The sequence below is a fragment of the Mycolicibacterium sp. XJ870 genome, from assembly GCF_053483975.1.
Map to the genome: position 1 here is coordinate 622,568 of NZ_JBEFTI010000001.1, position 12,469 is coordinate 635,036.

The following is a 12,469-nucleotide window of genomic DNA, read 5'->3' on the forward strand; positions in this document are numbered from 1 at the left end:
ACAATGCAGACGACCGAACTCACGACACCGCTGACGCCACACGCATCGGCGCAGGCAGTGGTGGATCTTGGCGCCATCGAGCACAACGTTCGGGTACTGCGCGAGCATGCCGGCGACGCCCAGGTGATGGCGGTGGTCAAGGCCGATGGTTACGGCCACGGCGCTGTTCCGGTCGCCCGCGCCGCACTCGCGGCAGGTGCGGCCGAGATGGGCGTCGCGACCATCGCCGAGGCCCTGGCTCTGCGTGCGGGTGGGATCACCGCACCGGTGTTGGCCTGGCTGCACCCGCCGGGCACGGACTTCGCGCCGGCCCTCGCGGCTGACATCGAGATCGCATTGTCGTCGCAGCGCCAATTGGACGATCTGCTGGCCGCAGTGCGCAGCACCGGCCGCAGCGCCACCGTGACCGTGAAGGTCGACACCGGGCTGAGCCGCAACGGCGTCGGCGCCGTCCACTATCCCGCGATGCTCGCGGCCCTGGGCCGCGCCAAGGCCGACGGTGCGATCCGGCTGCGCGGCATCATGAGCCACTTGGTGCACGGCGACGATCCGGACAACCCGTTCAACGATCTGCAGGGGCAGCGGCTCATCGAGATGCGCGATCACGCCAGCGATCAAGGTGTGCCTTTCGAGATTGCGCACCTGTGCAACTCGCCTGCGGCGATGACCCGGCCGGACCTGACCTACGACATGGTGCGACCGGGCATCGCGGTATACGGCCTCAGCCCGATCCCGGAACGCGGCGACATGGGGCTGATTCCCGCGATGACACTGAAATGCCCTGTGTCACTGATACGTTCGGTGCGCGCAGGGGACGGCGTGTCCTACGGCCACCTGTGGGTCGCCGAGCGTGACACCACGCTGGCGCTGCTGCCGATCGGCTACGCCGACGGCGTCTTCCGCTCGCTGAGCGGGCGGATCGACGTGCTGATCAACGGCAGGCGCCGCCGTGCGGTCGGACGGATCTGCATGGACCAATTCGTCGTCGACCTCGGGCCGGACGCCTCCGATGTCACCGAGGGTGACGACGCCATCCTGTTCGGGCCGGGCATCCACGGGGAGCCGACCGCCCAGGACTGGGCGGAACTGCTCGACACCATCCATTACGAGATCGTCACCAGCCCGCGGGGCAGGATCAGCCGCAGCTATGTGCCGGCAGGCGAGCGCCGTTGAGCGGCAACGCACGCTGGCTCGCGGGCGTGGCCGGACTCAGCGCTGTCGGCACCGTGGCCGGGGTTACGCTGGCTCGGTCCCTGGCCCGTCGCGTGACCGCCGAGGATCCTTACGCGGGTGAGGATTTCGAACTTCTCGACGCCGACCGCAGTTCGGTGATCACTACGCCGGACGGGGTGCCGCTGGCAGTGCGGGAGGTCGGGCCGGTCAATGCCCCGCTCACCGTGGTGTTCGCCCACGGCTTCTGTCTGCGGATGGCGGCCTTTCACTTTCAGCGGGCTCGGCTTGCCGAACAGTGGGGCGATCAGGTCCGCATGGTGTTCTACGACCAGCGCGGCCACGGTCAGGCCGGCGCAGCCCCGCCGGACACCTACACCGTCGAGCAGTTGGGCCGAGATCTGGAAACAGTGCTGGCCGTGACGGTTCCGCGCGGCCCGGTGGTGTTGGTGGGCCATTCGATGGGCGGGATGACGGTGTTGTCCCACGCCCGGCAGTACCCCCAGCGCTACCCGTCACGCGTTGTCGGCGCGGCGCTGATCTCGTCGGCCGCTGAAGGTGTCAATCGGTCCCCGCTCGGGGAGATCCTGCGGAACCCGGCGCTGGAGGCCGTCCGATTCGCCGCCCGGTACGCGCCGAAAACCGTGCACCGCACCCGCGGTGTCGCGCGGTCGGTGATCGGGCCGATCCTGCGGGCCGCGTCGTTCGGCGACGAGAAGGTCAGCCCGAGTGTGGTGGAGTTCTCCGAACGGATGATGCACGGCACTCCGATCGCCACCCTCGTCGAGTTCCTGCACGCGCTGGAGGTGCACGACGAAACCGCGGGCCTGAAGGTGCTGGCGAAAGTGCCGACATTCATCGCCTGCGGTGACCGGGATCTGCTCACGCCAATGGAATACTCGGAGGCCATGGCAGAGCAGCTACCCAAGTCGGAGTTGGTGGTCGTCGGGGGAGCCGGCCATCTGGTCCAGCTCGAGGAGCCCGAGGTGATCGACGATGGCTTGGTCCGTCTCGTGCAGCGGGCCACCCCGTCCAAACTTGTCACGCTGACGCGGCGGGTGCGGGATCGGGTGCGGCCCAATGGCTGAGGGATCGGGCGGTACCGCCGAACTGCCGGCCGCCGAGGACACCATGGCGCTGGGCGCCAGCCTGGGCGCGGAGTTGAATGCCGGCGACGTGGTGGTGTTGTCCGGTCCGCTGGGCGCCGGAAAGACAGTGCTGGCCAAGGGAATCGCGCAGGCCATGGATGTGGAAGGCCCGGTGGTGTCGCCGACGTTCGTGCTGGCGCGCCTGCACCGGGCCCGCCAGGCCGGCCGGCCCGCCATGGTGCACGTGGACATGTACCGACTGCTCGACCACCCCGGTGCGGACCTGCTCGGCGAACTCGACGCACTCGACCTGGACACCGACCTCGATGATGCCGTCGTGGTCGTCGAATGGGGAGAAGGGCTGGCCGAACGACTCTCCGACCATCACCTGGACATCCGCATCGAACGGGATTCCGCCACCGACGTGCGCACCGCGATCTGGCAGTGGAGCCAGCCGTGACAAGCCTGATCCTCACGATCGACACGGCGACACCCGCGGTCAGCGCCGGTGTGGTCCGTCGTGCCGAGGACGGCGCGGTCACCACGGTGGCCGAGCGGGTGACCGTCGACGCTCGCGCCCACGCCGAGCAGCTCACCCCCAACGTGCTGGGTGCGCTGTCGGATGCCGGCATCACCGTCGACGATCTCGATGCGATCGTCGTCGGGTGCGGGCCCGGGCCGTTCACCGGATTACGGGTGGGTATGGCCACTGCGGCCGCATTCGGTCACGCACTGGGCATCCCGGTCCACGGGGTGTGCAGCCTCGACGCCATCGGATGTCATACGACCGGGGACGCGCTGGTGGTCACCGACGCGCGCCGCCGAGAGGTGTACTGGGCGCGCTACCGCGACGGCGCGCGTGTCGCCGGCCCAGCCGTGAACGCGCCCACCGATGTTCGGGCTGATGTCGACGCGGTGGCCGGATCACCAGAACACGCGGCCATGTTCGACCTGCCCCGGCTCGAGCCGGTGTACCCGACGCCGAGCGGCCTGGTTGCCGTGGTCGCGGACTGGGGAGCGCCGGCGCCACTGGTGCCGCTGTATCTGCGGCGTCCCGACGCCAAACCGCCTGCGGCGGTGCGGAAATGACGGTCGTGTACGACGCACTGACCCGCACCGACGCGGCGCGCTGCGCGGAGTTGGAGACCCAGCTGTTCGCCGGCGACGATCCGTGGCCGGCGCGGGCGTTTCTCGGTGAGCTCGCCGCCAACCACACCCGCTACATCGCCGCCCGCAGCGACGGCAAACTGGTCGGCTACGCCGGGATCGCCCGGCTGGGCCGCGTCCGGCCCTTCGAATACGAGATCCACACCATCGGCGTCGACCCCGACTACCAGGGACGGGGCATCGGCCGTCAACTGCTCAACGACATGCTCGAGTTCGCCTCGGGCGGAATGGTTTTCCTGGAAGTGCGAACTGACAACGAGCCGGCGATCAAACTGTACGAGAGCGCCGGATTCGTCAATGTCGGTCTGCGTAAGCGGTATTACCGGGCCAGCGGAGCCGACGCCTACACCATGCAACTCCAGCCCCAGGAGCAGCCGACGTGATCATCCTGGCCATCGAAAGCTCGTGTGACGAAACCGGGGTCGGCATTGCCGATCTCGCCGACGATGGGACGGTCACGCTGCTGGCCGACGAGGTGGCGTCCAGCGTCGATGAACACGCCAGGTTCGGGGGCGTCGTGCCGGAGATCGCCTCGCGCGCGCATCTGGAGGCGCTGGGGCCCACGATGCGCCGGGCCCTGGATGCCGCGGGGATTGCCAAGCCTGACATCGTCGCCGCCACCATCGGACCCGGGCTGGCCGGAGCGCTGCTGGTCGGGGTAGCCGCGGCCAAAGCGTACGCGGCGGGCTGGAATGTGCCCTTCTACGCGGTCAACCACCTGGGTGGGCACCTGGCCGCCGACGTGTACGACCACGGCCCGCTGCCGGAAAGCGTGGGACTGCTGGTTTCGGGCGGACACACCCACTTGTTGCACGTCCGGTCGCTGGGCGAGCCGATCGTCGAGTTGGGCAGCACCGTCGACGACGCCGCGGGGGAGGCCTACGACAAGGTGGCCCGGCTACTCGGGCTCGGCTATCCGGGGGGCAAGGTGCTCGACGACCTGGCCCGGACCGGCGATCGCGACGCGATTGTGTTTCCGCGCGGGATGACCGGCCCGCGCGATGACCCGTATGCGTTCAGCTTCTCGGGCCTCAAGACCGCTGTCGCGCGGTACGTCGAGGCCCACCCCGAAGCGTCTCAGGCCGACGTCGCGGCCGGATTCCAGGAGGCGGTAGCGGATGTGCTCACGGCCAAAGCGGTCCGGGCCGCCACCGATCTCGGCGTCTCCACCCTGCTGATCGCGGGCGGGGTGGCGGCCAACTCCCGCCTGCGCGAACTCGCCGAACAGCGGTGCAATGCAGCAGGTTTGACGCTGCGGGTCCCGAGGCCCAGATTGTGTACCGACAACGGTGCGATGATCGCGTCGTTCGCGGCACACCTGATCGCCGCCGGGGCACAACCGTCGCCGCTGGATGTGGCCAGCGACCCGGGACTGCCGGTGGTCAGGGGCCAGGTGGCATAGCGCAGGGCCCACCCTTGAGTGCTAGCACTCGCATGTATAGAGTGCTAGGTGGCACGCGGCCAACCCCCAGCGCCGGCACCCGCGACGACGGAGCGAGGGCACGGGCGCATGCCGAACACCTGGTAACCGGAATTCGGGGACTTCCCCGGATCCACACCCTAACTAAGTGGAGGGCTCCATCGTGGCGAGCGTGAACATCAAGCCACTCGAGGACAAGATCCTCGTACAGGCCAATGAGGCCGAGACCACGACCGCATCCGGTCTGGTCATTCCCGACACCGCCAAGGAGAAGCCGCAGGAAGGCACCGTCGTCGCAGTTGGCCCCGGCCGCTGGGATGAGGATGGCGAGAAGCGGATCCCCCTGGACGTTGCCGAGGGCGACACCGTCATCTACAGCAAGTACGGCGGCACCGAGATCAAGTACAACGGCGAGGAGTACCTGATCCTGTCAGCCCGCGACGTGCTGGCTGTCGTCTCAAAGTAGTTCCGTAAGGACCTCGTGTAGCCGCCCCGGAGATCCCCGTGTCCGCACGGGTGATATCCGGGGCGGCATGCATTGATGCCTTGACAGGTAGTCAGAAAGAGACTTATGAGCAAACAGATTGAGTTCAACGAAACCGCCCGCCGGGCTATGGAGGCCGGTGTCGACAAGCTCGCCGACGCGGTCAAGGTAACCCTCGGTCCGCGCGGCCGGCACGTCGTGCTGGCAAAGGCGTTCGGCGGCCCGCAGGTGACCAACGACGGCGTCACCGTCGCCCGCGAGATCGACCTGGAAGACCCGTTCGAGAACCTGGGCGCACAGCTGGTGAAGTCGGTCGCCACCAAGACCAACGACGTCGCAGGCGACGGCACCACCACCGCAACCGTGCTGGCCCAGGCCATCGTGAAGGCCGGCCTGCGGCAGGTTGCCGCCGGCGCGAATCCGATCGCGCTTGGTTTCGGGATCAGCAGGGCCGCCGACGCGGTGTCCGAAGCGCTGCTGGCCGCGGCCACCCCGGTCAGTGACAAGACCGGCATCGCGCAGGTCGCGACGGTTTCCTCGCGTGACGAGGAGATCGGTGAGCTGGTCGGCGAGGCCATGACCAAGGTGGGCCACGACGGTGTGGTGACGGTCGAGGAGTCCTCGACCCTCAACACGGAACTGGAGATCACCGAGGGCGTCGGCTTCGACAAGGGCTTCATCTCGGCCTACTTCGTCACCGACTTCGACCTGCAGGAAGCGGTGCTCGAAGACGCGCTGGTGCTGCTGCACCGCGACAAGGTCAGCTCGCTGCCGGATGTGCTGCCACTGCTGGAGAAGGTGGCCGAGTCAGGTAAGCCCCTGCTGATCATCGCCGAGGACGTCGAGGGCGAGGCACTGTCGACGCTCGTCGTCAACGCCATCCGCAAGACGCTCAAGGCCGTCGCGGTCAAGGCGCCGTTCTTCGGTGACCGCCGCAAGGCGTTCCTCGAGGATCTCGCCGTGGTGACCGGCGGCCAGGTGGTCAACCCCGACGTCGGCCTGATGCTGCGTGAGGCCGGCCTGGACGTGCTGGGCTCGGCCCGTCGGGTGACGGTGTCCAAGGACAGCACGGTCATCGTCGACGGTGGCGGTAGCTCCGACGCCGTCGCCGACCGCGTCAAGCAGCTGCGCTCGGAGATCGAGACCACCGATTCCGACTGGGACCGGGAGAAGCTCGAAGAGCGGCTGGCCAAGCTGGCCGGCGGCGTTGCGGTGATCAAGGTCGGCGCGGCTACCGAGACCGACCTGAAGAAGCGCAAGGAAGCGGTCGAGGATGCGGTCGCGGCGGCGAAGGCTGCCGTCGAGGAGGGCATCGTCACCGGCGGCGGCGCCGCACTGGTGCAGGCCCGCGCGGCACTGGATACGCTGCGCGGCGAGGTCAGCGGCGACGAGCTTGTCGGCGTCGAGGTGTTCTCCTCGTCGCTGTCGGCTCCGCTGTACTGGATCGCCTCCAACGCCGGGCTGGACGGCTCGGTCGTCGTGAACAAGGTGAGCGAGCTGCCCAACGGGCACGGCTTCAACGCAGCCACGCTTGCCTACGGCGACCTGGTCGCCGACGGCATCGTCGACCCGGCCAAGGTGACCCGCTCCGCGGTGCTCAACGCCGCGTCGGTGGCTCGGATGATTCTCACCACCGAGACGGCGATCGTGGAAAAGCCGGCTGAAGAAGAGGATCACGGGCACGGTCATCACGGCCACGCTCACTAGATCCTGCCGAACAGACGCAAAACTGCCCCATCTCTTCGGATTTGGGGCAGTTTTGTGTCTGCTCGCGGAGCACGCCCGATCACGACTGCAACGGCACGCGTTCGATCAGCTCGTCGAGTACGACGAAGTCGAGATACGCGACGACGCGAATGACCCGCTGATTCTCCATCGCCATGACCCAGTTGTATTCGTTGACGTAGGGCCGGCCGTCGAGCGCGGTCGCGGTGCCCCGCCACCGCGCCACGACGCGGTCCCTGTCGGTAACCAATTCGTGGACCACGGGTTGGATGGATCCGGTCAGTCGATCCACGATGGGTTTGGCGCCGTGGTCGAGAAACTGCTGCCGGCTGGTGTACGTCGTCGGCTCCGGCGCCCGCGCCACCGTCCATTGCACATCATCGGCGAGGATCGCGTAGAAGGTGTCGGCCTCACCGACCCCGCGTTCGAACGCTCCGCGCACGATGTCGGCGTTGCGTTGCTCGTCAGGAATCGGTGGAGCGGCGTCACTGGTGGTGGCCGCACATCCCGCCAAGATGGCGGCTGTGCCTAACAGCGTGGCAGAGATTCTGGTGGTCCAACGTTTGGAGGGCATGCCCGAAATGTATTGATGTCCAGGGCGGTCTGACAGGGTGCAGTGCTCCCGGGGTCGGTGCACCCATGGCTACGTCCGTTCGGGCATCGCCAAGGGCGCCGCGGGGCGTAGCCGGGCGATGATGCCGTCGAGGTCGAGAATGAACATGTCGGGCCGGAGGACGTGACCGCCGGGCCGCTCGTGCGCTTCGTGCGGGATGCCTGCCGCGCTGAGGCGTCCGCGGAACTCCCGCTGGCCCGCAAGCACCTGGGTCTCGTTGACGCTGTCGAACCAGTTGAGCGGGTCGGGACTGGTCCCGGCGACCAGGAATATCCGCTTGTTCTGGTAGCTGGGGATGCGCTCTACCGGGTTGTCGGCGCTGACCCTGGCCTGGTCCCAGAACGGCGCGCCGTAGACCGTGCCGCCGGCCAGATCCAGCACTGACGACGTGATGTTCGCCCAGTGCACGACGAGGCCGAAGTCGCGCCGCAGGCTTGCCGGGCCGGAATGGCTACTCACCGAAGCGAAGTGGCCGAAGTACTTGGCCGCGTATTTCAGTGCGCCGAAGCCACCCATCGAGAAACCGGACACCGCACGCCCGTCGTACTCGGCGAACGTACGGAAGTTCGCGTCGATCCAGGGAATCAGCTGGGCGATGTGGAACGTCTCCCAGTTCCGCGGACCGACGAACGAGGTGACCGGGTTGGAGTACCAGCCGGCGTGCCCGCCGTCGGGCATCACGACGATGATCGGCTTGCCGGCGGTCCAGTTACGAATACCCAGAAAATCGAATGTGCGGAAGTCTGCATCGGGACCACCACCGTGGAACAGGTACAGCACGGGATACCTACGCCCGCTCGTGCTGTAATCGTCGGGTAGCAGCACATTGACGCCGGGGTTCCAGCCGACCGCCGGCGTCTGGAACCGGTAGTACTTCAACCGAGGGTCATTCTCGTTGCGGTCGACGATTCTCAGCCCGAATCCGTCGCTGCGTCCGACGAAGATGATCAGTGCCTGCCCGACGTCCATGGTGGCGGGATCGGCGATGCCGTTGATGCCGGCGATCAGCGGAGAGAACGAGACGTCCCCGTAGAAGCGGGTAGCCAGCTCCGGCAGCGTCTCCCCGGCGACGACCGTGTGCCTGCTGATATCGGGGATGATCAGCCGTTGCCCCGTATTGATGGCGTTGGGATCGGCGATCCTGTTGGCCCTGGCGATCAACCAATCTAGTGCTGCGTCACCATAAAAGCGCGACGCCAACGCCGAGAGCGTGTCCCCGGCGACAACTGTGTATCTCGTGAAGTCGGGCATTATCAGGCGTTGTCCCACGCCGATGACGTTGGGATCGGTGATCCCGCTGGCGGTGGCGATCAGCGGATAGAGTTCTGCTTCTCCGTAGAATCGCAACGCCAACGCCGACAGCGTTTCTCCCGGTACGACCACATGCGTTCTGACCATTCGGCTCACCCCTCCAGATGCAACTGGCTCTAGTTCGATTTTGCGCGCAATTGCCGTGGGCCGTAGTGGGTTCGCGCTGACCAGCCTTGGTTGAGCACCTCATCGGTAGGTACGGAGATTTGAGCACTGAACGCCCTACGGTGGGACAACTTGCACCGCTTGACATTTCGGTGATCGGTGTCAAATACCTAGCGCCGACCATCGTGTCGAATAGGCTGAGAAGCGTACGAGACCGGTTCATCGCCAATGCGACTACGAAAGGTTCACGTCATGGCAGACAAGCCAAACATCCTTATCATCTGGGGTGACGACATCGGCCAGAGCAACCTCAGCTGCTACAGCGATGGGGTGATGGGATATCAGACCCCGAATATCGACCGCATTGCCGCCGAGGGTGTGCGCTTCACCGACTACTACGGCGAGCAGAGTTGCACCGCGGGACGCGCGGCGTTCATCACCGGCCAGAATCCGTACCGGACCGGCCTGACGAAAGTCGGTATGCCCGGCGCCGAACTCGGCATGCCTGCGGAGGATCCGACCATCGCCACCGCGCTGAAGGCGCAGGGCTACGCCACCGGCCAGTTCGGTAAGAACCACCTCGGCGACCGTGACGAGCACCTGCCCACCGCTCACGGTTTCGACGAGTTCTTCGGCAACCTGTACCACCTCAACGCCGAAGAGGAGCCCGAACAACCGGACTATCCGAAGGATCCGGAGTTCAAGAAGAAATTCGGGCCCCGGGGCGTCATGCACAGCTGGGCCAATGCCGACGGCACCCAGCGCATTGAGGATACCGGCCCGCTGACCAAGAAACGGATGGAGACCTGCGACGACGAGTTCCGCGACGCCGCAATCGATTTCATCAAGCGGCAGCATGAATCGGACACGCCGTTCTTTGTGTGGTTCAACACCACACACATGCACTTCCGTACCCATACCAAGCCGGAAAGCCTTGGTCGATCAGGACGGTGGCAGTCTCCGTACCACGACACGATGATGGACCACGACGACACTGTCGGCAACATGCTGGACCTGCTCGACGAGCTCGGCATCGCCGAAAACACGATCGTCGTGTACTCCACCGACAACGGACCGCACATGAATTCGTGGCCCGACGCCGGCATGACGCCATTCCGTTGTGAGAAGAACTCGAACTGGGAGGGCGCGTATCGCGTCCCGGCGATGGTTCGCTGGCCCGCGCGCATCCCCGCCGGAAAGGTTCTGACCGGGATCGTCAGCCACAACGACTGGTTCGTCACGTTGCTGTCGGCGGCCGGCGTGCCCGACATCGCGGACCAGCTCCGCAAGGGCGCAAAGCTGGGCGACACCGAGTACAAGGTCCACCTCGACGGGTACGACCAGTTGCCCTACCTCACCGGCGAAGCCGAGGAGAGTGCGCGCAACCACTTCTTCTACGTCAATGACGACGGCGATCTCACCGCGCTGCGGTACGACAACTGGAAGATCGTCTTCCTGGAGCAACGAGTTGAAGGCACGCTACAGATCTGGGCCGAGCCCTTCGTCGAGCTCCGGGTGCCGAAGTTGTTCAACCTGCGGACCGATCCGTACGAGCGAGCCGACAAGACGTCGAACACCTACTACGACTGGCTGCTCGATCGGGTGTACCTGTTTGTCCCCGCGCAGACCTATGTGGCACAGGCGCTCCAGTCGCTCGTGGAGTTCCCGCAGCGGCAGGAGTCGGCCAGCTTCAATCTCGAACGCGTGATGGAGAAGTTGAAGGAGACCGCGACGGCCAGCAGCTGACGTCGCAGCAGAAGGACCCCCATCCTGGTCGGGATGGGGGTCCTTCTGAGTTTGCTGGTGGATTCAGGCGGTGCGGCGGATCCCGCGTTTGAGCAGTAGCTCGCGCTCAGCCTCGCTGAGCCCGCCCCAGATTCCGTAGGGCTCTCCGACGGCCAGTGCGTGGGAACGGCACTGAGTGATCACCGGACAGCTGCGGCACATCTCTTTGGCTCGCATCTCACGCTGCGCGCGGGCCCGTCCACGCTCACCGTCGGGGTGGAAAAACATCGACGAGTCGACGCCACGGCAAAGTCCCTCCATCTGCCAGTCCCAGATATCCGCGTTGGGACCGGGTAGCTGCTGCGGCTGCGGCATTAAGAAAACCCCTCTCTGCGCGCCCATTTCGTGATAACGGGCAAGCGTGAGTTGGTGGAATCGAACTGAGCACAAGTCGCCGATGACCTCTCGTGCACACAAACTAGGGGTGCTCAATAATTCCCGTCAATAGCTTGAACGTGTGCTCAATGACATAACCGCAGGTCGAGAATTTACATCACGTTCATCGTGTGGATGCGCCGGTTGTGGCATGCGTGTTAGGGGCTGATCGGACGCTATCTTGTTTTCGCTGTTGGCGCAGGTCGGCGCGGCGCGGCGATTGTTTGACGGGTGCTCGTCAGTTGATGTCGCATTAACGCGCTGTCCATCAATTGTTAACTAATACCGATAATGCATTGTTTTATACCCGTGCCTCGCGGTACCCGGTTCCCGCGGACCCACCGGCGCCCGTATTGATAGCGTCGCCAACCGATGACCGCAACCGACGATGCAGCCGTGGTGCTGGCCGGCGCCGCGTTTGGCGACGAGCCGGGCCGCTGGCCGTTGCCCACCGCGACGACAGCCGAGCAGCAGTGGCTGCGAGCGGTGGCTGCCGGGGGGCAAGGCCGGTACGCCTGCGCACTGGCCGAACTCGCCGAGATCAGTAGGGCCCAGGCCGGACCGTTGTCGTCGTTGGCGCACAGCACCCGCGCCTCGTTCCTTCGCCAGCTGGGCTGGCACATCCGGGCCCGTGGCGCAGACGGCATGGCCTGGGCGCACCGAGGTGATGATTCCGCGGCCACTGCAGACGCGCTCGTCGGCCTTGCGGCCGATGCCCTCGGTGTCGGCCGGTTCGGCGTGTCCGCCCGCTTACTCGACCGCGCACGCGCCGTCGAACCCGGTGCCGGCCCGCGAGCGGCCGTGCGGCTGTGCTGGGTCAGTGCCGAACTGGCGATGGCCCGCGGTGACGGCGCCGCCGCCGTCGGCCACGCCGAGCGAGGTGTCGCGGAGGCAGCCGGATACGGCTCGACGCGCCATGCGGTGAAATCAGATGTCGTGCTCGCCGCCGCCCTGTGCAGCGCCGGTCGGCTCGATGCCGCTCGGCAGACTGCCGACGCCGCCCTGCAGGCCACCGAGAAGTTCGGGCTGATCCCGCTGCGCTGGGCGTTGGCGTGTCTGCTCGCCGGCATCGGCAGTACCGCACACACCGCGGCGGAGGTGTCCGGAATTCGCGACGCCAGCGCCGATACAGTGCGGCGCAGGGGTGGCGTCTGGTCTGGTCTTTGATCCAGCACCAGCCGGGCCATACCTGCCTGATCGCTATTGTTTAGCTGAACCAACCGCCG

The 12,469-nt window shown here is 66.3% G+C and carries 13 protein-coding genes; 10 read left to right on the forward strand and 3 right to left on the reverse strand.

Annotated features, from left to right (window positions below; translation table 11 throughout):
* Nucleotides 1–3: 3 nt before the first annotated feature.
* From alr to groL, 8 genes are all read left to right on the forward strand, one after another.
* Complete coding sequence (gene alr / locus ABQF30_RS03095) at nt 4–1,173, forward strand: alanine racemase (RefSeq protein WP_448463396.1); 1,170 nt, start codon at nt 4–6, stop codon at nt 1,171–1,173.
* Nucleotides 1,170–2,258, forward strand: a complete 1,089-nt coding sequence (locus ABQF30_RS03100; RefSeq protein ID WP_448460979.1) for an alpha/beta fold hydrolase — start codon at nt 1,170–1,172, stop codon at nt 2,256–2,258. Before alr ends, ABQF30_RS03100 begins: the two co-directional genes overlap by 4 nt.
* The gene (gene tsaE / locus ABQF30_RS03105; RefSeq protein WP_448460981.1) at nt 2,251–2,718 is read left to right on the forward strand and encodes a tRNA (adenosine(37)-N6)-threonylcarbamoyltransferase complex ATPase subunit type 1 TsaE; all 468 of its coding nucleotides are present in this window, start codon (nt 2,251–2,253) and stop codon (nt 2,716–2,718) included. Before ABQF30_RS03100 ends, tsaE begins: the two co-directional genes overlap by 8 nt.
* Complete coding sequence (gene tsaB / locus ABQF30_RS03110) at nt 2,715–3,347, forward strand: tRNA (adenosine(37)-N6)-threonylcarbamoyltransferase complex dimerization subunit type 1 TsaB (RefSeq protein WP_448460983.1); 633 nt, start codon at nt 2,715–2,717, stop codon at nt 3,345–3,347. The genes tsaE and tsaB overlap by 4 nt, the downstream gene beginning before the upstream one ends.
* Nucleotides 3,344–3,808, forward strand: a complete 465-nt coding sequence (gene rimI, locus ABQF30_RS03115; RefSeq protein WP_448460985.1) for a ribosomal protein S18-alanine N-acetyltransferase — start codon at nt 3,344–3,346, stop codon at nt 3,806–3,808. Before tsaB ends, rimI begins: the two co-directional genes overlap by 4 nt.
* Complete coding sequence (tsaD, locus tag ABQF30_RS03120; RefSeq protein WP_448460987.1) at nt 3,805–4,827, forward strand: tRNA (adenosine(37)-N6)-threonylcarbamoyltransferase complex transferase subunit TsaD; 1,023 nt, start codon at nt 3,805–3,807, stop codon at nt 4,825–4,827. Before rimI ends, tsaD begins: the two co-directional genes overlap by 4 nt.
* A gap of 181 nt (nt 4,828–5,008) precedes the next feature.
* Complete coding sequence (gene groES, locus ABQF30_RS03125; RefSeq protein ID WP_003892970.1) at nt 5,009–5,311, forward strand: co-chaperone GroES; 303 nt, start codon at nt 5,009–5,011, stop codon at nt 5,309–5,311.
* Between the two features lie 105 nt (nt 5,312–5,416).
* On the forward strand, nt 5,417–7,036 hold the full coding sequence (groL, locus tag ABQF30_RS03130) for a chaperonin GroEL (protein ID WP_448460989.1): 1,620 nt from the start codon (nt 5,417–5,419) through the stop codon (nt 7,034–7,036).
* A gap of 79 nt (nt 7,037–7,115) precedes the next feature.
* Here groL and ABQF30_RS03135 read toward each other — a convergent pair whose 3' ends face one another.
* Together ABQF30_RS03135 and ABQF30_RS03140 are read right to left on the reverse strand one after the other, a co-directional pair.
* Complete coding sequence (locus ABQF30_RS03135) at nt 7,116–7,628, reverse strand: nuclear transport factor 2 family protein (protein ID WP_448460991.1); 513 nt, start codon at nt 7,626–7,628, stop codon at nt 7,116–7,118.
* Nucleotides 7,629–7,697: 69 nt separating this feature from the next.
* Nucleotides 7,698–9,065: an alpha/beta hydrolase-fold protein gene (locus ABQF30_RS03140; RefSeq protein ID WP_448460993.1), complete on the reverse strand. Its 1,368-nt coding sequence runs from the start codon at nt 9,063–9,065 to the stop codon at nt 7,698–7,700.
* Nucleotides 9,066–9,335: 270 nt separating this feature from the next.
* Between ABQF30_RS03140 and ABQF30_RS03145 the strand changes: the two genes are divergently transcribed.
* Entirely contained in the window at nt 9,336–10,829 is a 1,494-nt protein-coding gene (locus ABQF30_RS03145; protein ID WP_448460995.1) for an arylsulfatase, read from the forward strand.
* A 63-nt stretch (nt 10,830–10,892) separates the two neighbouring features.
* On the opposite strand, the gene ABQF30_RS03150 is transcribed toward ABQF30_RS03145, so the two are convergent.
* A complete protein-coding gene (locus ABQF30_RS03150; RefSeq protein WP_448460997.1) occupies nt 10,893–11,183 on the reverse strand; it encodes a WhiB family transcriptional regulator in 291 nt (96 codons plus the stop codon).
* 432 nt (nt 11,184–11,615) lie between these two features.
* Here ABQF30_RS03150 and ABQF30_RS03155 point away from each other — a divergent pair, with 432 nt between their 5' ends.
* Nucleotides 11,616–12,410 (forward strand): tetratricopeptide repeat protein, encoded by a 795-nt coding sequence (locus ABQF30_RS03155; protein ID WP_448460999.1) that lies wholly within the window; start codon nt 11,616–11,618, stop codon nt 12,408–12,410.
* The last annotated feature ends 59 nt before the right edge of the window (nt 12,411–12,469 follow it).